At 63.4% G+C, this 20,599-nt stretch carries 26 protein-coding genes; 15 read left to right on the forward strand and 11 right to left on the reverse strand.

The window, feature by feature from the left end; translation table 11 throughout:
• Nucleotides 1–23 precede the first annotated feature (23 nt).
• Complete coding sequence (locus EA473_RS06485; protein WP_124194855.1) at nt 24–797, forward strand: alpha/beta fold hydrolase; 774 nt, start codon at nt 24–26, stop codon at nt 795–797.
• 63 nt (nt 798–860) lie between these two features.
• Nucleotides 861–1,097 carry a DUF5822 domain-containing protein gene (locus tag EA473_RS06490; protein ID WP_124194856.1) on the forward strand — a complete coding sequence of 79 codons (237 nt, stop codon included), beginning with the start codon at nt 861–863 and terminating at the stop codon, nt 1,095–1,097.
• Between the two features lie 75 nt (nt 1,098–1,172).
• On the opposite strand, the gene EA473_RS06495 is transcribed toward EA473_RS06490, so the two are convergent.
• On the reverse strand, nt 1,173–1,697 hold the full coding sequence (locus EA473_RS06495) for an HAD family hydrolase (protein WP_124194857.1): 525 nt from the start codon (nt 1,695–1,697) through the stop codon (nt 1,173–1,175).
• A 102-nt stretch (nt 1,698–1,799) separates the two neighbouring features.
• Nucleotides 1,800–3,074 (reverse strand): HAD family hydrolase, encoded by a 1,275-nt coding sequence (locus EA473_RS06500; RefSeq protein ID WP_124194858.1) that lies wholly within the window; start codon nt 3,072–3,074, stop codon nt 1,800–1,802.
• A gap of 152 nt (nt 3,075–3,226) precedes the next feature.
• Between EA473_RS06500 and gfcR the strand changes: the two genes are divergently transcribed.
• Together gfcR and EA473_RS06510 are read left to right on the forward strand one after the other, a co-directional pair.
• Entirely contained in the window at nt 3,227–3,877 is a 651-nt protein-coding gene (gene gfcR, locus EA473_RS06505; protein WP_124194859.1) for a transcriptional regulator GfcR, read from the forward strand.
• 357 nt (nt 3,878–4,234) lie between these two features.
• Nucleotides 4,235–4,420: a hypothetical protein gene (locus tag EA473_RS06510; RefSeq protein ID WP_124194860.1), complete on the forward strand. Its 186-nt coding sequence runs from the start codon at nt 4,235–4,237 to the stop codon at nt 4,418–4,420.
• 182 nt (nt 4,421–4,602) lie between these two features.
• Here the strand turns inward: EA473_RS06510 and EA473_RS06515 are convergent, their stop codons facing one another.
• Nucleotides 4,603–5,565 (reverse strand): transcription initiation factor IIB, encoded by a 963-nt coding sequence (locus EA473_RS06515; RefSeq protein WP_006108914.1) that lies wholly within the window; start codon nt 5,563–5,565, stop codon nt 4,603–4,605.
• A gap of 160 nt (nt 5,566–5,725) precedes the next feature.
• Between EA473_RS06515 and rnhA the strand changes: the two genes are divergently transcribed.
• Together rnhA and EA473_RS06525 are read left to right on the forward strand one after the other, a co-directional pair.
• The gene (gene rnhA / locus EA473_RS06520; RefSeq protein ID WP_124194861.1) at nt 5,726–6,319 is read left to right on the forward strand and encodes a ribonuclease HI; all 594 of its coding nucleotides are present in this window, start codon (nt 5,726–5,728) and stop codon (nt 6,317–6,319) included.
• Nucleotides 6,320–6,394: 75 nt separating this feature from the next.
• Nucleotides 6,395–7,102 carry a DUF7108 family protein gene (locus EA473_RS06525; protein WP_243645199.1) on the forward strand — a complete coding sequence of 236 codons (708 nt, stop codon included), beginning with the start codon at nt 6,395–6,397 and terminating at the stop codon, nt 7,100–7,102.
• Between the two features lie 14 nt (nt 7,103–7,116).
• Here EA473_RS06525 and EA473_RS06530 read toward each other — a convergent pair whose 3' ends face one another.
• Nucleotides 7,117–7,476, reverse strand: a complete 360-nt coding sequence (locus EA473_RS06530) for a PadR family transcriptional regulator (protein WP_124194862.1) — start codon at nt 7,474–7,476, stop codon at nt 7,117–7,119.
• A gap of 195 nt (nt 7,477–7,671) precedes the next feature.
• On the opposite strand from EA473_RS06530, the gene EA473_RS06535 reads away from it, so the two are divergent.
• The 6 genes from EA473_RS06535 (at nt 7,672) to EA473_RS06555 (ending at nt 11,871) form a co-directional block, all read left to right on the forward strand.
• Nucleotides 7,672–8,205: an inorganic diphosphatase gene (locus EA473_RS06535; RefSeq protein ID WP_124194863.1), complete on the forward strand. Its 534-nt coding sequence runs from the start codon at nt 7,672–7,674 to the stop codon at nt 8,203–8,205.
• 112 nt (nt 8,206–8,317) lie between these two features.
• A complete protein-coding gene (locus tag EA473_RS23025; protein WP_279387649.1) occupies nt 8,318–8,452 on the forward strand; it encodes a hypothetical protein in 135 nt (44 codons plus the stop codon).
• Nucleotides 8,453–8,623: 171 nt separating this feature from the next.
• Complete coding sequence (locus tag EA473_RS06540) at nt 8,624–9,967, forward strand: alkaline phosphatase family protein (protein WP_124194864.1); 1,344 nt, start codon at nt 8,624–8,626, stop codon at nt 9,965–9,967.
• Between the two features lie 128 nt (nt 9,968–10,095).
• Entirely contained in the window at nt 10,096–10,518 is a 423-nt protein-coding gene (locus EA473_RS06545; protein WP_124194865.1) for a DUF371 domain-containing protein, read from the forward strand.
• A gap of 144 nt (nt 10,519–10,662) precedes the next feature.
• On the forward strand, nt 10,663–11,448 hold the full coding sequence (locus EA473_RS06550) for an NRDE family protein (protein WP_124194866.1): 786 nt from the start codon (nt 10,663–10,665) through the stop codon (nt 11,446–11,448).
• Between the two features lie 72 nt (nt 11,449–11,520).
• Complete coding sequence (locus tag EA473_RS06555) at nt 11,521–11,871, forward strand: helix-turn-helix transcriptional regulator (RefSeq protein WP_124194867.1); 351 nt, start codon at nt 11,521–11,523, stop codon at nt 11,869–11,871.
• Nucleotides 11,872–12,083: 212 nt separating this feature from the next.
• Here EA473_RS06555 and EA473_RS06560 read toward each other — a convergent pair whose 3' ends face one another.
• From EA473_RS06560 to gatC, 3 genes are all read right to left on the reverse strand, one after another.
• Complete coding sequence (locus tag EA473_RS06560) at nt 12,084–12,497, reverse strand: hypothetical protein (RefSeq protein ID WP_124194868.1); 414 nt, start codon at nt 12,495–12,497, stop codon at nt 12,084–12,086.
• Nucleotides 12,498–12,598: 101 nt separating this feature from the next.
• Nucleotides 12,599–13,876 carry an Asp-tRNA(Asn)/Glu-tRNA(Gln) amidotransferase subunit GatA gene (gatA, locus tag EA473_RS06565; protein ID WP_124194869.1) on the reverse strand — a complete coding sequence of 426 codons (1,278 nt, stop codon included), beginning with the start codon at nt 13,874–13,876 and terminating at the stop codon, nt 12,599–12,601.
• Between the two features lie 2 nt (nt 13,877–13,878).
• The gene (gene gatC / locus EA473_RS06570; protein ID WP_124194870.1) at nt 13,879–14,157 is read right to left on the reverse strand and encodes an Asp-tRNA(Asn)/Glu-tRNA(Gln) amidotransferase subunit GatC; all 279 of its coding nucleotides are present in this window, start codon (nt 14,155–14,157) and stop codon (nt 13,879–13,881) included.
• A 168-nt stretch (nt 14,158–14,325) separates the two neighbouring features.
• On the opposite strand from gatC, the gene EA473_RS06575 reads away from it, so the two are divergent.
• Both EA473_RS06575 and EA473_RS06580 read left to right on the forward strand, forming a co-directional pair.
• Nucleotides 14,326–15,303 carry a transcription initiation factor IIB gene (locus tag EA473_RS06575; RefSeq protein ID WP_124194871.1) on the forward strand — a complete coding sequence of 326 codons (978 nt, stop codon included), beginning with the start codon at nt 14,326–14,328 and terminating at the stop codon, nt 15,301–15,303.
• A 229-nt stretch (nt 15,304–15,532) separates the two neighbouring features.
• Complete coding sequence (locus tag EA473_RS06580) at nt 15,533–15,775, forward strand: hypothetical protein (RefSeq protein WP_124194872.1); 243 nt, start codon at nt 15,533–15,535, stop codon at nt 15,773–15,775.
• Between the two features lie 15 nt (nt 15,776–15,790).
• Here EA473_RS06580 and EA473_RS06585 read toward each other — a convergent pair whose 3' ends face one another.
• The 3 genes from EA473_RS06585 to nirK form a co-directional block, all read right to left on the reverse strand.
• Nucleotides 15,791–17,140: a hypothetical protein gene (locus EA473_RS06585; protein WP_124194873.1), complete on the reverse strand. Its 1,350-nt coding sequence runs from the start codon at nt 17,138–17,140 to the stop codon at nt 15,791–15,793.
• Nucleotides 17,137–17,613 (reverse strand): hypothetical protein, encoded by a 477-nt coding sequence (locus EA473_RS06590; protein WP_207890150.1) that lies wholly within the window; start codon nt 17,611–17,613, stop codon nt 17,137–17,139. The genes EA473_RS06585 and EA473_RS06590 overlap by 4 nt, the downstream gene beginning before the upstream one ends.
• 267 nt (nt 17,614–17,880) lie before the next feature.
• A complete protein-coding gene (nirK, locus tag EA473_RS06595; protein WP_124194874.1) occupies nt 17,881–18,972 on the reverse strand; it encodes a copper-containing nitrite reductase in 1,092 nt (363 codons plus the stop codon).
• Between the two features lie 334 nt (nt 18,973–19,306).
• Between nirK and EA473_RS06600 the strand changes: the two genes are divergently transcribed.
• Complete coding sequence (locus EA473_RS06600; RefSeq protein WP_124194875.1) at nt 19,307–20,206, forward strand: alpha/beta fold hydrolase; 900 nt, start codon at nt 19,307–19,309, stop codon at nt 20,204–20,206.
• Nucleotides 20,207–20,258: 52 nt separating this feature from the next.
• On the opposite strand, the gene EA473_RS06605 is transcribed toward EA473_RS06600, so the two are convergent.
• Nucleotides 20,259–20,519: a DUF2249 domain-containing protein gene (locus EA473_RS06605; RefSeq protein ID WP_124194876.1), complete on the reverse strand. Its 261-nt coding sequence runs from the start codon at nt 20,517–20,519 to the stop codon at nt 20,259–20,261.
• Nucleotides 20,520–20,599: the final 80 nt, after the last annotated feature.

Genomic DNA, 20,599 nt, shown 5'->3' on the forward strand with positions numbered 1-20,599 from the left:
GGGTACCTCCCGTTCGTGGACGTATGGATGCGGTAACACACCATGGCCGGCAGACGGCCTACGACGTTACGTCCCGCAGCGGGGCTGGACCCCCACTCTGCTGTATCCACGGCAGTGGCGGATCACGCGATCGGTGGCGGTTCCAGCGGCGATTGGCCGACCACGCACCCGTCGTCTCGCTCGATCTCAGCGGTCACGGTGAGTCCGACGATATCGACGCGACACCGGGATACTCGACGCTTTCGGCCTACGCGGACGACGTGCTCGCCGTCGTCGACGCGACCGAGTCACGAACCCTTCTCGGTGGATCGCTCGGGGGTGCCGTGGCTCTGCACGTCCTCTTAGAGCGTGACGTCGACCTCGACGGCGTGATCCTGACCGGAACGGGTGCGCGACTCGGGGTGCTCGACGACCTGTTGACGTGGCTCCAGACCGACTTCGACCGCGCGGTCGAGTTCCTCCACGAACCGGGTTGTTTCTTCGCCGATCCGGATCCGGAGCTTCGGGACCGGTCGGTCGAGACGATGTACGAGTGCGGACAGGCAGTGACGCGCCGCGACTTTCTGACCTGTCACACGTTCGACGTCCGCGACCGTCTCGAGGAGATAGACGTTCCGACTCTCGTCATTTACGGGACGCGCGACAGGCTGACGCCACCGTGGTACCACGAGTACCTCGCCGACGAGATTCCCGACTGTGACGCCGTCGAAATCAGTGATGTGGGCCATCTGTCGATGCTCGAGCGGCCGGAGACGTTCAACGACGCCGTCGAGGGGTTTCTGACGTCGCTCGAGTGAGACCCATCTTCGAGCGCGACTCGTCCCGCGAGGCTTAAGAGGAGCGGGTCGGGAGTATCACCTGTGCCAGAACCCGTCGAAACCACCTCTCCGGACGGCGTCGATTTCGGCTGGGTGATGCAGGTCACCTTCGTCACGACGATTCTGGTCGGCGCGCCGATCGTCGCCGTCCTCTCGACGTCTGCCGATCTCCCGACGTGGGGCGCTCGAGCGGAGTTCGCGATCCGCGTAGGCGCACCGATCTGGTTCGTCACGTCGATACTCGTCTTCGTCTACGCGAAACGAACACACGGCGACTGAGCCGAATTGCTGTACCGGTTCACCCGTGACCGCGAGATGGCCCCGGTCTCCGGAAATGACTTCTAGTAAACCGTCTCAGTCGCCGACGTACTCGAAGGCCGTTCCCGCCCGGTCGGCCGTCAGTTCGTCTCGAGGCGAATCGCCGACGAACAGCGTCTCCCCGGGCGACGCGTCGAGTTCCTCGACGGCCCAGAGCAACGGTTCGGGATCCGGTTTTCTGGTCGCGACCGTATCGCGGCCGACGACGACGTCGACTGCGGTTCTCAGGTCGTGTTCCTCGAGGGCGATCCGACAGGCCGCTTCGCAGTTGAGCGAACAGACCCCGACTGGAACCGTCCGCTCGAGTAACTCCTCCGCGTGAGCCAGCCGTGGCGACGTCGGCGCACCCTCGCGTTCGTGGGCGGCGATCGTCGACTCGACCTCGCGGGCGAGGCCGACCTCGCTCGCGTCCTCGAGCATGTCCCACAGATCCCTGCTCTGTGGATCGACGTCCGCGGCGTCGTACACCCCGAGGACGTCGGCGGCGACCGCGTCCCAGTCGACGTCGAGGTCGACGAGCGTTCCGTCTAAGTCGTACACGATGGCGTCGTAGTCGGTCACGGACGTCGGTACGCGGTCGGGAAAAATATACTGTCGGCTTCGGATCGGCGGGGCCGTAGGCGATCTCGGAGGCGAGCGTACTCGCCAGGTTTCGGGAGGCTGTCAACCGAGTCGCGCAAGTCGGTTGAGCGCGTACACCGTCCGCAACACGTCCACGCTCTTTCCCTGATCGAAGACGAGTTCGTCAGTCTCGAGGGTGTGCTGGAGGGTGTCCTGGGAGGCGTGTTCCGGCGCTGCTGCGATCCCGGCGTCGTTTTCTGCGACCCACTTCATCACGCGGAGGTCGCTTTTCGAATCGCCCATCACGAGCGCGAACGGATCGTCGACGCCGAGGACGTCGAGCGCGCGTTCGACGCCGGCGACCTTGTTCAACTCGAGGCTGCCTATTTCCGCGGCGTCGGCCTCGTAGTAGGCGACGTCGATGCGCTCTAAAACGTCGGCGAGAGCGTCGGGAACGGCGTCGGTATCGAGATCCGGGTAGGCTCCCTCGCCCTCGAGTACGCCCCTGATTTCGGGGTCCTGTGCCGCGTAGAACGCTCGGGTCCAGTCCCGGACCGTCTCGTCGTTCCCACCGATAGTGGCGTCTTCGCCAGCGTCGAACTCGAGGGTCGTCCCGACCGCGTCGGCCAGCAGGTCGATCAGGTAGACCAGCGCCTCATCGATAACCTCGCGGGCGTTCGAGGACCCCGTCTCGTAGTTCGGTTTCATCGTGACGTTGAACTCGTTACCCTGCAGGTGACAGCCCCGCCGGAGCGTCTCGGGGGCTTCGGGCAGGACGCGCGATCGCACTTCGTCGAAGACGCTCCTTATCCCGTCGTCCAAATCCTCGTAGAGCAACTGTTTCGTCTGCGCGCCGTGGCCCGGGGTGAACACGCCCGTCCCCGCCTCGTAGACGATCGAGAGATCGCCCGAGTGGACGATCTCGCTACCCAGTCCCTGAATCGCGAATCCCTTGACGTTCTCTAAGGTCTGGCCCGTACAGATGACGATCGGGACGCCGGCGTCGTGAAACTCCGTCAGCATGTACAGCGTTTCTCGTGGAATCTCGTTGTCGGTCCCTCCCGCCGATCGCAGCGTTTCGTCGACGTCGAGGACGAGCACGTTCACGGCCCGTCCGTACTTCGCCTCGAGGTCGAGCGCCGTAAACGCCTGATCGCGGTTGGCCCGGGCGGCGACCTCCGCGAACGTCTCTCCGGTCGCGAAATTCGATCGGATCTCGTCTTTGCGGTGCTCGAGTTCTTCGGTCGCACCCTGCCAGTGCTCGAGTGCCACCCGGGAGTCGACGGCCGGAAAGACGTCGACGAACTCCTGGTACTCCCGCAACGTCTCCGTATCGTACTCGTCGTAGAGGCGGTAGACGAGATCGTATCGCTCCATCTTATCCCTACCCTCGAACGGCGACCGTAGAAGGGTTTCGTCTGTCAGGCCGTCGACAGTAGGACCGATCGCTACGCTCGATTCGTCCAATCGGTACACTCGACTCGTCGAACGACGACACGTCTATAAAATCAGCGCGCGAACTCGCCGGTATGAAGAACGTCGACGATCTGATCGAGAGTGCCGCAGAGCTCGAAACGCGAGGGCTGTCGAAGGGGGAGATCGCGGACGAACTGAACGTCTCGAGGGAAACCGCGAGCTGGCTCGTCGAACGAAGCGACGCGGCCTCGGTGGACGAACCGGCTCCGAGCGGGCAGGATCGGTCCGTCGGCGAACCACAGGACATCCACGTCGACTGGTCCGCGATCGGCCGCGACAGCGGACGGATGTGTCACATCGCCGCCGCGATGGCCGATCTCCTCGCCAAACACGGAGAAGACGTCGACCTGACGATCGGCATCGAGAAAGCCGGCGGGCCGATCGCGACGCTCGTCGCGCGGGAACTCGAGACCGACCTGGGGACGTACACGCCGGCGAAACACCAGTGGGAGGAAGGCGACATCGAAGACCTCGGCGGGACGTTCTCCCGGAATTTCGCGACCATCCGGGACCGGGAGTGTTACGTCGTCGACGACACCATCACGAGCGGAACGACGATGCGCGAAACGATCGAGGCGATTCGCGCCGAGGGTGGAGAGCCCCTCGCCTGCGTCGTTCTGGCGGACAAGCAAGGCATCGAAACGGTCGACGACGTCCCCGTTTACTCGCTTTTGCAGGTCATCAGCGTCGGCAAGGACGAGTGATCGCCGGTCGCGACCGAAAGACGGTCACCGCAAGCGCCGTCGGACCGGTGGTTTGACCCCGTCCAGTCTCGTTCACGCTCGAGCACCTCGCTGTCGGGACAGGTTTTTCGGGAACTGTCGCTGTTACGTACCCGTAAGCGACCGTTGTGTGAGAGACCGGATAGCCGTGACCGCCGCCGTATTTCCAGGAGAGTGTGACCCGTCTGACAGTCGTCGTTCGTCCTCCTCGCCGTGTTCGTCTCTTCGACGCTCGCTGCGAATATAACACGCGTTGACCGCCGAAACGGAGCCCCGGTATCTTGGCTCCCCGTGGATTCGGGTCCGATGACGATGAAGCGTACGATTACACGTCGCCGAATGATCACGATAGGCACAGCAGTTGGCGTAACCGCACTCGCGGGTTGTGGCGAGGAAGGTCCGGGCGAAGAAGAGGAGGAAACGCCGGCGAACGACGAACCGGCCGATCCGGACGACGAAGAGGAGCTAAACGACGAACCGGAAAACGGTGACGAAGCCGCCGACGAAAACGGTGACGATCTGTAGCTCCCGAACACTACATCGATCCAGCCGTCGACTCGAGTTGCGTACTGATCCGGTCATCTACCGAGTTGCGTATCGATTCAGTCGCCGACTCGACTGTCGCACCGATCCGGCGGTTCTGAGTACTCGCGTCTGCCGGCGTCGTCTTCGGTGTCAAAAAATGACTGGTGCGTACGGAGACGCGTCTAGCCGTGAATGCCCATCGCTTCGATCTGTTCTTGATACCGATTCCGGATCGTTACTTCGGTGACCTGCGCGACGTCTGCGACCTCGCGCTGGGTCTTTTTCTCGTTACAGAGCAACGAGGCAGCGTAGATCGCAGCTGCGGCGTATCCGGTCGGTGATTTGCCCGAGAGCAGCCCTTCCTCGGCCGTCTTCTCGATGATTTCGTTTGCTTTCGTCTGGACCTCTTCGGACAGTTCGAGTTCAGAACAGAAGCGCGGGACGTATTTCTTCGGATCGACGGGTCGCATCTCGAGGCCGAGTTCCTGCGAGATGTACCGATACGTCCGACCGATCTCTTTTCGTTCGACGCGTGAGACTTCCGAAATTTCTTCGAGACTTCGTGGAATTCCTTCTTTGCGACAGGCGGCGTACAGTGCCGACGTCGCGACGCCCTCGATGGATCGACCGCGGATGAGGTCTTCTTTGAGCGCGCGCCGGTAGATAACCGACGCGACCTCGCGCACTGACCGTGGCACCCCGAGTGCGGAGGCCATGCGATCGATTTCACTGAGCGCAAACTGAAGGTTTCGTTCGCCGGCGTCTTTCGTTCGGATGCGTTCTTGCCACTTTCGCAGCCGGTGCATCTGGCTGCGTTTTTTCGAGGAAATAGAGCGACCGTAGGCGTCTTTGTCCTTCCAGTCGATGGTCGTCGTCAGTCCCTTGTCGTGCATCGTCTGCGTCGTCGGCGCGCCGACGCGGGACTTTTCCTGCCGTTCCTGGTGGTTGAACGCCCGCCACTCCGGACCGGGGTCTATCTTCTCTTCTTCCACGACGAGCCCACAGTCTTCACAGATGAGCTCACCCCGGTCAGAGTCCTTAACGAGATTATCCGATTCACACTCGGGACACGCACGTACTCCCTCCTGATCCTCAGTCTCGTCCGTCTCACGCGTTCGCTCCCGCTGGCGGGTGGACCGTGTCATCGCACTTTTATAGTAGTATCACCATAGTATATAAACCCTTGGACTCTGTTTTTCTCCGTTAGCGGTTATCCGCGAAATACTGGCAGTAGAGGCGGTCAAAGCTGTAGTTTCCGATTAAAAACCGGAAAGACTTTATCCGGAAATCGGCGATGGACAACGGATGCCGGTTATCGAATGTGACGTCGAAGCGGCGCGCGAGCGCCTCGAGGGTGCGGGCGTGAGTGTCGAAGCCGGAAACACCGACCACGAGCGCTGGCGAGCGAGCCGAGGGGGCGCAACGGCAGTCGCCTACGACGACAAAGTCGTCGTACAGGGTGACACCCCGCGGGACCTCGAAGCGGTGCTTCGGGACGGCGGCGGTCGTGCACACGTCTACTTCGACGGCGGCGCGCGCGGCAATCCCGGTCCAGCGGGGATCGGCTGGGTGATCGTCACGAGCGAGGGGATCGTCGCCGAAGGAAAGGAGACGATCGGTCGCGCGACGAACAACCAGGCCGAGTACGAGGCGCTCATCACGGCACTCGAGGCGGCCCGCGACTACGGCTACGACGAGGTCGACGTCCGCGGAGACTCCGAACTGATCGTCAAACAGGTTCGCGGCGAGTACAATACCAACGACCCCGAACTCCGCGAGAAACGCGTCACCGTCCACGAACTGCTCGCGAACTTCGACGAGTGGAGCCTCGAGCACGTCCCGCGCGAGGTGAACGACCGCGCGGACCGGCTAGCAAACGAAGCGCTAGACGAGCGGTGATCGGCCGGCGAGACGACGGCTGTCGACGTGGCCCGAATCGGCAAGGGAAAAACGCTCGCGACACAACACCCACTCATGAGTGATTTCGACGGGCAAGATCTCGGCCGCGCGGACGATACGACCGAACGCGTCGAGGTCCGCGACGCGGACGACGGTGCCGAGACTGAGGACGAGGGCGAAGCCAACGGGATTAGCGTCGACAACGACCGAAACGGCGGGGACGACGAACTATCCGATGCCGTCGTCGAGGAGGCCGAACGCCTCACCCGTCTCGAGCGAACGGCGACCGACGACAACGAGCGGCGTGCCCGCAGGCGACGCCGGGACGCGCTCCTCGAGGAGTACGGATTCACTGCCCGGATCCGCGAGGACGACGGCGACGCGGTGCTCGTCGTCCATCCCGAGGAGTGGCACGAAGACGGCGTCGTCCACCCGGACCGGATCGATGACCTCTCACGAGCGGTCGAAGTGGCCCTCGAGGGGACCGGCGATCCCGACGACTGGGACGCAGTCGACGCTCACAACCGCGAACTCGCTGCGCGTGTCAGAGAGCGCTACGGCGAGGTTCACGGCGAAAATGCGGCCGCGCTCGCGGATTTCGTCGGCAATCACTACGCGAAGCGGATCGACTCGCTGACGGGACCGGAGCTTTCGGAGTTTCTCACCGAGTACTTCGTTCGCAACGCCTGGCCGTCACGTGCCCAGCGTGACGCCGTCGAAGAATCGATCGAGTTGGTGTACGAGGAGGTCGACGAACCGGTGCCCGAGTTCCGGGTTCGGTAGACCACCCGTACGCTTCAGTAGCTTTCGTCTACGATGTCGCGGATTTCGTCCGCGCGGTCGTCGCCGGTGACGACCTTCGAGAGCGTCCAGCGGACGCCGTCGAGGACGGCGTCGTAGCCGTCGTCGGTCAGGGAGTACTGGTTCGTTCGCTTGTCGAGTTCGCTCTTTTCGACCAGTCCGAGTTCGACGAGTTCGTCGAGGTTCGGGTAGAGGCGACCGTGGTTCACCTCGGTGCCGTAGTACTCCTCGAGTTCGCGTTTGATCGCCAGCCCGTACATCGGTTCCTTCGCGAGGATGGTGAGGATGTTGGTCTGGAACGCGGTAAGTTCACGTGCAATGCTCTGTTCGCCGGTGATTGATTGTGCCTCTGACATACTTCTGTAAATGTCACCAGACTATTTAAGACTTGCCAACTATTTGGTTTCTGAGGCGGCCAGGCGGTGTGTAACCGCTGGTGGCGGCCGAACGGTCCCCGTCCGGTCGCGTCTGTCGGCTGTCTGGTAGCCGTCAATTACCGTTCGAACGTGATTACGAAAGTACTTTTTGATCCACGACAGATTCTCAGGTACATGGTCAATCTCTGGGAAGACCTCGAAACCGGACCGAATCCGCCAGAAGAGATCTATGCCGTCGTCGAGTGTCTCAAGGGCGAGCGCAATAAGTACGAGTACGACAAGGACGTCCCCGGTGTCGTTCTCGACCGCGTCTTGCACAGCAACGTCCACTACCCGAGCGATTACGGCTTCATCCCGCAATCGTACTACGACGACGAGGATCCGTTCGACGTACTCGTCCTCGTCGAGGACCAGACGTTCCCCGGCTGTGTCATCGAGGCTCGCCCCGTCGCACTGATGAAGATGGACGACGACGGCGAACAGGACGACAAAGTCATCGCCGTCCCCACCGAAGATCCCCGCTTCGATCACATCGAGGATCTCGAGGACATTCCTCGACAGCAGCGTGAGGAGATCGACGAGTTCTTCGCGACCTACAAGAATCTCGAGGAAGGCAAAGAAGTCGAAACCCTCGGCTGGGAGGACCGACAGGCCGCATACGACGCGATCGAACACGCACAGGATCTCTACGAGCAACACTTCGGGTAATTCGACTTCACCTAACTCGACCGCCGATTCACTCGAGTTATTTCACCGCGTTTCCTCATGCATTATGAGCATGGGTAATTTTATCCGGGTCAGTCTCGTAGATTCACTCGTTATGGCAGCAACCGATCCGTCCGTCCACGACCCGACAGAAACCGGTGACAGGGAGGATCAACGCGTCGGGTTGGCTCACCCGACCGTCGTTCCAACCAACTTCGATCCGGACGCCCCGAGCGGACGAGACGAGTGATCGGATTTCCGCCGTCTCCCCGCATACGTTCTCTCGTATCGATCTCGCGGTAAAACCGGGAGCGAGTCGTGACCCCACCGGATGTCGGGAATCGTGCCGTCCGTTCCCGCATTTTCTCAAAACAGTTTCTCGAAACGAACCTTCTTGTATGCGGTCGAACTACGACCGCCCATGGGCCTGTTCGACCGATTACGGGGCGAGGAAACTCCCCGGGTCGCGTTTATCGGAGTCGATGGAGTGCCGTACAGTCTCCTGTCGGAGAACGAGGAACTGTTCCCGAACTTTGCAGCGATCGCAGACGAAGGGACAGCGAGCGAAATTTCGAGTATCGTTCCCCCCGAATCGAGCGCCTGCTGGCCGTCGTTATCGACCGGGAAAAACCCCGGTGAGACCGGCGTTTACGGCTTTCAGGACCGGGAGATCGGGACCTACGACACCTACGTCCCGATGGGCAACGACGTGCAGGCCGACCGGGTCTGGGATCACGTCCAGGAGGCGGACCGACGAGCGACGGTGATGAACGTTCCCGTCACGTTTCCGCCACAGCGAACCGTCCAGCGGATGGTCTCCGGGTTCCTCTCGTCGGGTCTCGATAAGGCCGCCTTCCCCGACGACGTCCGCGAGTACCTCGAGTCGATCGATTATCGGATCGACGTCGATCCGAAACTCGGCCACGAGGCGGACAAGACTGCGTTCATCGAGGACGCCCACGAAACCATAGACGCGCGGTTCGAGGCGTTCGAACACTATTTCGAGCAAGACGACTGGGACCTGTTTTTCGGCGTGTTCATGACGACCGACCGGGTCAATCACTTCCTGTTCGAGGACTACGAGCGCGACGGCGAGTACAAAGAGGAGTTCCTCGAGTTCTACCGCAAGGTCGACGACTACATCGGCCGCCTGCGCCAGAGCCTCCCGGACGACGTCACCCTGATCGTCGCCTCCGATCACGGATTTACCACCCTCGACTACGAGGTCCACTTCAACGAGTGGCTTCGAGAGGAGGGGTGGCTCTCGTTCAACACCGACGAACCCACCGAACTGGGCGACATCGCCGACGAGACGAGAGCCTACTCCTTTATCCCCGGCCGGTTTTACATCAATCTCGAGGGCCGGGAACCTCGCGGCACCGTCCCCGAAGACGAGTACGACGACGTCCGCGATCAACTCAGAGCCGACCTCGAGGCGCTCGAGGGGCCGGAGGGACGGAACGTGGTCGAGCGCGTCGTCGAGAAAGAGGAGGCGTTCCGCGGCGACCACGACGACATCGCACCCGATCTGGTGGCGATTCCGAACCACGGCTTCGACCTGAAATCCGGGTTCAAAGCCGATTCGGACGTGTTCGATACGGGACCGCGAAACGGGATGCACAGCTTCGACGACACGGCGCTGTACATCGATCACCCGGACGCGTCCATCGGTGAGGCCGACCTCTTCGACATCACGCCGACGATCCTCGACCTGATGGACATCGAGTACCGTCGCGGCGAGTTCGACGGCGCGAGTCTGGTTTAACCCTCGAGCGGTCTCGTATTCGACTCTCGAGCCCCTTTTACTGCCGCTCCGATCGAACGCGATCGAATTCGCGGACACTCGTGGCCGATTTTCGCGGACGTTTTCCGCCCGGCGGTGAACGTCGTCGTATGGAGGAGATCATCCACGCCCGCGGCCACGAAAACGTCCGGGCCGAACACGCGAGCACGTTCGAGGTGACGACCGACGACTACCTCACCCCCGCGGGTGATTGCATCCTCGCGATCGAGGCCGACCGGTCGCCGGCCGACTTCGATCCCGCCTTCGTCGAGGCCTGTCGGGACGCCGATGCGACGATCACCGTCACGCTCGAGGCCGACGGCCACCGCGACTCGGTCGAAGGACGTGGCGATCCAGCCCTCGAGTTCACAAGCGAACGCAGCGCCGTCGGCCGCACGAGCGAGTACGTCGACGAACGGACGATCCTCCTCGGTGCCGAGTTCGCGGCCGACGGGTTCGATCGCACCCTCGTCGAAGCCCTCGCCGACGGTGCTGACGTGACCGTCACGCTCACCGTCGAGAACTCGCCGTGAGGACCAGCCGCGACTCATAGCGACGATCAATTCCGACTCCCAGTGACGATCAACTCCGACTCGCCGCGATGATCCGCTGGGAAGGCGGCGGAGCCGACTACCGACAAAGCGAGAATTAAACCGCTGGGAGCCGTCGATCTACACGTGTGTACCCTTGCACTCGCCTGGCAGGTTTTCGAGGATGCCCCGGTCGCAGTCGCCGCCAATCGGGACGAATCGCTCGAGCGCGACTCGTCCCCTCCCGGCGTGTACGACGACGACCCCCTCGTCGTCGCGCCGGCGGACGCGGAGGTCGGCGGCACCTGGATCGGGTACAACGGGTTCGGCGTTTTCGCCGGCGTCACCAACGGGTGGACCGACGCCGATCTCGCCGGCGAACGCTCGCGCGGATTGCTCGTCGCTGACGTCCTCGAGGCGGAGTCGGCGGCCGAAGCGGGGTCGATCGTCGAGGAAGCAACGACCGCCGACGAGTACGACGGCTTTTTCCTCGTAATCGCCGACGCCGACGACGCCGCTTGCTACCGGTGGGACGGCGAGCTGTCGGTGACGAGGTTCGATCCCGGCGTTCACGTCGTGGTCAACGTCGCCGTCGACGACGACGTCACCGTCCCCGCCTCTCGAGCCGACGCCGCCAGGGAACAGGCCGCAAACGCCCGGACCGTCCGTCGTGAACTGTCTCCCGACACCGCGACGGGATCCGAGCCCGGTGAGTCGGTGACCGAGTGGCTCGAGCGAGCCGGCGACGTGCTGGGCGATCACGAGTACGGCGTCTGTCTCCACGGGGACGGGTTCGGAACGCGGTCGTCGTCGCTACTCGCAGTCGGCGAGACGACGACCTACCGGTTCGCACCGGGACCGCCCTGCCGGACGACCTACCGTCCGGTCGAACTCGATCGGTCGGTCGTGACCGACATCGAAGGGCACATTTAAGCGGCTCCCTGTCTCTCATACGCACATGGACGCACTCCCGCCCCTAGCGCTGAGCACGGAGAGGTGGTCGCCGTGAGCGTTGCCGCGATCGAAGCCGAACTCTCCGAGGACGAGCGCGCCGGCCTCGAACTCGTTCGCGAGACCGGTGGCATTCACCAGAGCGATTTCTGGAAGGAACTCGACGTCTCCTCGCGCAAGGGAAGTCGTATCGTCGAGTCCCTCGTCGAGAAGGAACTCGTCGATCGTGAGGAGACTGTCTACGCCGGTCACAACACTTATTACATCACTCCGACGGCCCGAGACCTCGATTTCACGCTGTTGATGGCCGGAGACATGCTCTCGCCGTTTATCGGCGAGGAAGAGGTCGATCCGAACAGCGACGCGTTCTCCCAGTGGATCATGAACCTCGCGTACGAGGAATAACACGATCCGTCGAACCGAGCGACCGGAGACCGCGACCGGGACCGGTTGTAGACCTCCCGGAACCGTCCCATCTGCAGTTCTAGCGAAACCGACGTGCAACGGCCCATATACACCGTACAACCGGCTTTGATCCTAATAGTGGAAACTCTCACAGATATCACGTGGTGCTCGAGGAGACGGTCTCCGGATCACGTCGACGAATTCGGGAACACTCAATCGGAGTCGCCCAATCGCTGGATCAGAACGAACGGATCCCGTTCGCGGTTGTAGTAGGAAACGTCGCCGTCGATGACTTCGATGATTCGTCTGTGAACTTCCCGTGCGGCTCGACTCTCGTCGGCAGAAAGGTTGTGGCGGTCGCCCATCGCAGACCAGAACCCTGCGTCGTACCAGAACAACGTCTCGTGGGCCGACCGGTAGACGACGTTTCCCTCTTCGGTGAGTCCGTCGACTGCCAGTTGTCGGCCGGTCAGCTGTGCCCGGGCCAACACTGCGACCAGCTGACGGCGGGACACCGGTGCGTGTAGCGCGACCTCGTCGATCGTCTGGCCGAAGTAATCGTCGACGAGATCGCACGCTCGAGAGAACTCGTCGAACGCGACCTCTTGATCTCGTGCAATCTTCATGAACGGGACCGACCTGTTACCGTGCTAGTTTCCTAGAGTTCGTCGGCGTACAAAAATCTATCTCCTGACACGACCGGTGGGCGGTAGTAGTACCAACCGTATCAGTCGAGGGCGCTCGCGGCTTCGATCAACCGGCGCTCGCCAAACGCCGGTCCGACGAATTGCAACCCGACCGGTAGTCCATCGGTCTCGCCTGCAGGGACCGAAATCGCGGGCAGATCGGCGAGATTGACCGGGACGGTGTTCGCGTCCGCGAGGTACATCTGAAGCGGGTCGTCGAGACTCTCCCCGAGTTCGAAAGGAGGAACGGGCATCGTCGGCGAAGCCAAAACGTCTACCTCGTCGAGTACCCGGTCGAAGTCCTGTTTGACCCACGCTCGAGCGTCCTGTGCCTTCTTGTAGTACTTGTCGTGGTAGCCAGCCGAGAGGGCGTAGGTGCCGAGCAGGATCCGTCGCTTGACCTCGTCGCCGAACCCTTCCCTGCGGGCCGCCGAGAACACCTCGTTCCAGTTGCCGTCGTAGCCGCCGGAGTTGCCGTACCGGACGCCGTCGAACCGTGCGAGGTTCGAAGACGCTTCCGACATCGCGATCACGTAATAGGCCTCGACGGCGTGTTCGACCGACGGCAGCGACACCTCGTGATACGCCGCGCCGCAGTCCTCGAGTCCCTCGAGTGCGTCCCAGAACGTCTCGAGGACGCCGTCGTCGGCTCCCTCGAGCAGTTCCGTGGGAACGCCGATCGAGAGGCCGTCGACGTCGCCCGTCGCCGCCTCCGCGTAGCTCGTTCGCTCGCCGTTCGGTTCGGGCTCGCGCGTCGTCGCGTCGCGCTCGTCCGGGCCGGCGATCACGTCGAGTAACGCGGCTGCGTCCTCGACGGAGTCGGCGAACGGCCCGATCTGTTCTAAGCTGTTGGCGTAGGCGACCAGCCCGTATCGCGAGACGAGCCCGTAGGTGGGTTTGATACCGACGACGCCACAGAACGCGGCAGGACACCGGATCGAGCCGCCGGTGTCCGACCCGAGCGCGAGGTCCGCTTCGCCCGCGGCGACCGCGGCCGCGGAGCCACCCGACGAGCCGCCGGGAACGCGACCGGGCGCGGCGGGGTTGTCCGTCGACCCGAACGCGGAAGTCTCCGTCGTCGACCCCATGCCGAACTCGTCCATGTTCGCCTTACCGACGATCGTCGCACCCGCCTCTTTCAGACGGGAGACCACCGTCGCGTCGTACGGCGGCACGTACTCCTCGAGCATCGCCGAGCCGCAGGTGGTTCGAACGTCCGCCGTCGAGATGTTGTCCTTGATTGCGACGGTTCGGCCGGCGAGGGGGCCGTCGTCGGCTCCCTCGATCGTCTCCTCGGTAATGAAGATGTTCTCCGCCATGATCAGGAAACGTTCGGCCCCTTGAAGTAGCCGTCCTCGGTCTCGGCGGCGTTTCGTAGCGCCTCGTCGCTGTCCAGTGAGTCGCGCGCTTCGTCCGGTCGCATCACGTTCGCGAGGTCGGCGTCGCGGTCGACCTCCGGCACTTCGTCCAGGGTCTCGAAGTACTCGAGGATGTCCGCGAACTGTCGTGTAAACTGGTCGACCTCGCCGTCCGCGAGGTCGACGCGGGCCAGTTCCGCGACGTGGCGGACCTCCTCGGGACTGACGGCGTCGTTGCTCATACCTGTTCGGACCGGCCTCCGGAGAGTAAGGGTTTCGATACGGCGAGCGTCGACGGTTCGTCGACCCCCGTTACTGCCCTTGCAACCGTAGTTTTTAAGTGAGTGACCGGCGTTATATTCTCCTTACGCGAGAACAGTTTTCACTGGGTTTCCATCTGTTCCAACACAATGACCGACTCCACGATCAAAACGCACGGCGACGAGCGCCGCCAGACCGAGCGAGAGGAGTCCGCCGAGGAAACGGGAGAACGAGAGCGATGTCCAGAGTGTGAAGGGCGACTGGTCAGCGACGCCGAACACGCCGAGACCGTCTGCAGCGAGTGTGGACTCGTCGTCGAAGAGGGCGAGATCGACCGCGGTCCCGAGTGGCGCGCGTTCGACGCCGCCGAAAAGGACGAGAAGAGCCGCGTCGGTGCCCCGACGACGAACATGATGCACGACCAGGGGCTGTCGACCAACATCGGCTGGCAGGACAAAGACGCCTACGGCAAGTCCCTCTCGAGCCGCCAGCGCCAGAAGATGCAGCGGCTTCGCACCTGGAACGAGCGATTCCGCACGCGTGATAGCAAGGAACGCAACCTGAAACAGGCACTGGGCGAGATCGACCGCATGGCCAGCGCGCTCGGCCTCCCCGAGAACGTCCGCGAGACCGCCAGCGTCATCTACCGACGCGCCCTCGAGGAGGACCTGCTGCCCGGCCGGTCGATCGAAGGCGTCGCCACGTCGTCGCTGTACGCGTCCGCTCGTCAGGCCGGCACCCCGCGCAGCCTCGACGAAATCTCGGCCGTCAGCCGCGTCGAGAAAGACGAAATCGCCAGAACGTACCGCTACGTGGTCCGCGAACTCGGCCTCGAGGTCCAGCCGGCCGACCCCGAGAGCTACGTCCCGCGGTTTGCGAGCGATCTCGATCTCTCCGAGGAGACCGAGCGCCGTGCTCGGCGGCTGCTCAAGACGGCGAAAGACGACGGGATCCACAGCGGCAAGTCGCCCGTCGGTCTCGCCGCAGCGGCCGTCTACGCCGCCGCGTTGCTGACCAACGAGAAGGTCACCCAGAACGAGGTCAGCGAGGTCGCCAGCATCTCCGAGGTTACCATCCGCAACCGGTATCACGAACTGCTCGAGGCCGAAGGTAGCGCGCCGGCGTAGTCGATTCAGCAGGGTCCAGCGAAGCCGATTCAGCAGGGAGTCAGAGAAGTCGATTCAGCAGGGTCCAGCGAAGCCGATTCAGCAGGGACGGTCCGTCCCCTGTGGGGACACGATCGAACTCGTTTCACTTCCTCAATCTGATATTGATCGGAATTAGTACTGTCTTTACCAGCGGACACTCCCGCTAATCGGGGCATACTCAAGGGGGTAGCAGGTGCCTTCGATCGATATGTACGCCGATACCACCGTCGAGGCGGACGACGAACCGCCCGTCGCCACGGCGACGGACCGCGACGAACCGACCGCCGATGCGAGGGCAAACCGCGACGAACCGTCCGTCGACGCGACGTGTGACAACTGCGAGTCCGACGCGGCGATCGCGTACACGCTCCGAACGTACGTCGACGGGGGCCCCGACGAACCGATCGATCTCCACTTCTGTTCGAACGACTGTCTTCGCGTCTGGACGTGACGTTTGCCGTCTGACTTACGGGAGCAACGATTCGACGAGCGACGACGCCTCGGTCGCCGTGTCGGCCATCGTCGCGATCCAGACGTAGGAACCGTTAGCGTCGGCGATCTCTCGAGGATCGGCGTCGACGCCCGACGCGACCAGTTCGTCGGGATCGCCGAACCGGTCGACGAGCCGTCGGGCCGACCAGCGCTCGAGCGGTGCCCCCGATCCGAGAAGGTCGTCGACGGCGTCGATCGCCGCGTTGCGATTTCTTCGGAGCTCGTCGGCGTCTCCAGGGAACAGTTCGTCGCCGTCGTCGACGCGCTCCCCGATTCGCTCGAGGGTCTCGAGCCCCGCGAGCGCCCAGTGGGTCGTCCGGAGCCTGTGTGCCGGGTGATCGACCGTCATCTCCGGCCAGGCGATAGGTTCGAACCTGATCTCGTCGAACAGGTCGTACATCTCGGTCGAGAAGAGCCTGACGCCGGGGTGGTCCCGTGGGCGGTCGCTTCCGAGTACGTCGTCGAGCGAGGGTGCCATCCAGGGGCGCTCGACGTCCTCCTCGCCGTGAAACTCGAGGAAGCGATCACGAACGTGGGGCGCGAATTCCTCGAGGGCGGTCTCGAGGTCCCCCTCGATCGCTCGTGGTCGCTCGAGGTGCTCGACGTACCGATCCCGGAGGTGTTCGCCGACCTCGATCTCCGCACGGATGCGTTCGACGTCCCCGACCGCTGACCCCTCTCGAACCGGGTTCGCCCGGTTCCCGATCGACGACCGGCCGACGAGCGTGCTCCGACGCGCGGTGTCGAGCCAGGACTCGATCGGGCCGTAGACGACGCTTCCCTCGAGCGGGCTCGCCGCGTCGCCGGGAAGGTCGTCTGCCAGCTGGGACATCTCGGACGAAACCTCGCTCTCGGACAGCGTCACATCCTCGAGAGAGTGGGCCGTGCTCACGGCCGCCCAGACACCGGCCGCCCTGCCGGCGTGTTCGCGGGCGTCGGCGGCTACCGTCGCGGTATCCAGGGTCGTCGTCGTATCTTCCATCTGACCGACGCAACTGCGGGCGGCTTCGCGCTCGCTCGTGATCTCCTCGCGTATCGCCCCGTTCGGCAGCGTATCTACCGTGAGCGGTTCAGGAATCGGTTCGAGAAGCTCGTCGACTCGACCGCCGATCGCCCGGCGTCGGTCGTCCGCAATGGCGACGGGGATCACCGTCGGTCGATCGGGAACCGTCCGGTCGGTCACCGACTCGAGGCCGTCGTCGTCGAACGACGGGGGCGAGTCCCAGTATCGGCTTTCGTTGTTCACACAGCCCGCGAGTGCGAACGTTCCCACAACGGTACCGGCCGTTGCCAGCACGCGGCGCCTGGTACACCGTCGGCTCATTCGTCCTCACCCTCCACTCGGCCGTCCGGCTCCTCCGGTTCGATCGTCTCGTACTCCGTATCCGTCTCTCGACACGGGGACCGGCCGCTCGAGCCCGCGCCTCTGACGGTCATCTCGAGCGGTTCGGGAATTCGGATACACAGCGCTACCTGTTCGCGGGCGTCGGCAGTGCAGTCGTCCTCGGGCGGACGCAATTCGCGGCAGTACTCGTACTCGACTCGGTTGGGCTCCCACGTGACCGAGTGGATTCGGTACTGCGAGCAGGATTCGACGCCGACGTGTGTGACGTAGATCGTTTCCTCGTCGAACGCTGTCTCGTCGAAAAACTCGCGCGTCGATTCGACGTCCGCTTGCGGGACGCCGTCGGCGAATACGAGATCAGCGGCCTGGGATCGACTCGTTACGAGCCCTCGCCGAATCCCGGTTCCGGACTGGCCGACTCCGTCGGCATCGCCGTCGGACTCGACGAGCACCGGGCCGTCCTCGAGGGTCCGTGGTTTGCTGACGTCGGGATCGTACTCGGTGCCGCGGGACCGTCCGTCGGCCGAATCGTCGCCGTTCGGATCCGTCGTGGTATCGGATTGCGCACAGCCGGCGAGGCCAAAGCGGCGGGAACGGTCGACTGGAGGAGCCGCCGTCGCGTCGGGGACATATCGGTTCGTCGTATCGATTCGGACAAGTATCTTCTGTCCCGACGCGAACGGGTGGAGAGAAAGAGCGGTGACGGTCGTCGCGCCCGACTACAGGTCGTCGTCGTAGATATCGGGGTTGGGCTCGCCTTCGACGTCGATGACGGCGAGCATCCCTTTGCGAGCGACCCGGGAGAGCGCGTGGTCGACGATCTTGATCGGGCCCGGAACGGGGAGTTCCATCTCGCCGGCGACGACGGTCCCCGGTGCGATGGGTGCGGTCTCGACGTTTCGCCCGGGGTCCGAGAGCAGGTCGCCGTCGCGGTAGAACCGCGACCAGACGTTGCCGATCGGGTGGAGCGCGCTGGTGAGGTTCGGGCCACCGTTGGCGAAGTATACCCGGACGGTCTCTCCGACTTCGGCGTGGACGGGGCCGTGCTGGCCGGCGTCACTGAAGCCGTAGGCTTCGCCGTTCATGAGGACGTACGTCGGGTCCTCGTCCGCGGCGTCGTCGAAGGCGAAGGTGTGGTGTCCCTCTTCGCCGGTGTCGCCGTCGGTGTAGACCTCGTGCTGGCCGAAGTAGAACTCTCGGTCGACTTCCGGGAGTCCCTCTTTCGGCTCGACGAGGATCGCGCCGAACATCCCCAGGCTGATGTGCTGGTCCATGTTCGGGACCGCACAGTGGTAGATGTGGATGCCGGGATACGTCGTCTTGAACCGGAGTCGTGCCGGTTCGTCACCCGGTGCGAGCGTCGTCGCTTCGGCGCCGCCGCCTGGTCCGTACACCGCGTGGAAGTCGACGTTGTGAGCGTCGCGGTTGTGATCGTCGGGCACTTCGAAGGTGAGGTCGATCGTGTCACCCTCGCGGACCCGAATCATCGGTCCGGGGATCTGACCCTCGTAGGTCATGAAATCCAGCGTCACACCCGGTTCGACCTCGGCCGTCACTTCGATCGACTCGAGCGTAATCTCGTGGGTCCGGGGTTCGTCCCAGTCGACCGGGGGCGGGATTGCCGTCGGATCCGCCGCTACGTGGTCGACGTCGACCGCTGCCGCGTCTGGGAGGCCCTGTTCTGCCTCGGTCGATTCCGGGACCGGGTCGTTCTCGGCCGTGCCGTCCGAAAGACAGCCTGCGATCGCGACCGCACCGGTTGCACCTGCCGCCTGAATGAATGAACGTCGATTTACTGCGTTAGGTTGCATTGTATTTCCCCTCAACTCTACAAATACTGCCCATATGTACACCTCCATCGACAATTCTTACGGGGAGGGAACTCAGCCGAACATGTTCGTCCAGGTTGCGAGATCGTCACGCTTTCGGGGGATCCCTGATCGAACCCAATTCGGAACGAGCCGGTGTGTCCAGCCGAGGAAGTGACCGGCGCGGTGAGGTACTCAGTGGCGTCCCAAGCCTGCACTGATGAGCGAAATCACGCGGTGTGATCCGATTTCGCTCATCGGTCGACGCTTGGGAGGGTACTCAGCCTGCAGGGGCGGTACTGATGTGTCCGCAGAAAAACGAACGGAATACGACCGCATGAGAACGGAATCGTCGCCGCCGGAGACCGATGCATCGCTGTGTCCGGACGCAGAGTCGATCAGGCGGACGGTCAACGGCGTCGAGTTACACGCCGTCGTGGCAGGGGACGAGAGCGCCCCGCTCGTCGTATTGCTTCACGGATTCCCCGGATTCTGGTACACCTGGCGTCACCAGATCGACCCCCTCGTCGACGCCGGCTATCGAGTGCTCGTCCCCGACCAGCGCGGGTACAACCTGAGCGAGAAGCCCGGTCCGGTCCGCGAATACCGACAGCGAACGTTGGCGACGGACGTCGTCGAGCTCATCGGAACCGAGGGTCGCGACTCCGCCCACGTCGTCGGCCACGATTGGGGCGGTATGGTCGCGTGGTCACTCGCACTTCATCACCCGTCAGCCATCGATACCCTCGGCATCGTCAACGCACCCCATCCGGTGGCGTTTCGCCGGCAACTCCTCTCGAACCCGGAACAGCTCCGTCGGAGCTGGTACGCCTTCTTCTTCCAGTTGCCCGCGGTTCCGGAGTGGGCCTGTCGGTACGACGAATATCGCCTGCTCGAGCAGGTACTGCGGGAAACCTCGGCCCCGGACACGTTCACCGACGAGGACATAAAGCGATATCGGCAGGCCTGGCGTCAGGAGGGTGTGCTGAGCGGAATGCTCGCCTGGTATCGTGCGAGCGCGCGCTATCCCCCGAAGCCACCGCGTACGGACGTCGACGTCCCGACGCTCGTCGTCTGGGGGCGAGACGACGTCGCGCTCGTCCCGGAACTGGCGATCGACAGCTACGACTTCTGTCCGAACGGTCGACTCGAGTTCCTGCCGGAGGCGAGCCACTGGGTCCTTCACGAACGACCCGAGCGAACCACGGAACTGATGGTAGACTCGTTTCGCCGCTGAAGGGGCCATTCCCCACCAGCCGAGGCGCAGTCCGAAAATGGTCGGCAGTAGGTTAGGGCCGCCAGATCGCGGTGACGACTTCGTCGTCCAGCTCGAGGCTCTCGTACGTGTACCCTCGGTCATCGAGTTTCGGAAAGAGGAACTGGGGGACGCGGTCGTTTCGCTGGAGCAACACCGCCTCGTCGGGGAGATCGACGAGTTGCTCGAGCGTTCGTTTGAGCGGTTCCGGCGGGCCGAGCGAGCGGACGTCGAGCGTCGTTCGTGGTCGATCCGGCGGCGCATCCGTTCGGTCGACGACGGCTGTATACTGCATACGTATTCGGTCGACCTCCGCCACCCTATCTCTCCTGCCGGACGTGTTCGTCCCCGAACTCGCTCACTCAGGAACCGAAA

This window comes from Natrarchaeobius chitinivorans (assembly GCF_003841505.1).
In the GTDB taxonomy this organism is placed as follows: Archaea; Halobacteriota; Halobacteria; order Halobacteriales; family Natrialbaceae; genus Natrarchaeobius; species Natrarchaeobius chitinivorans.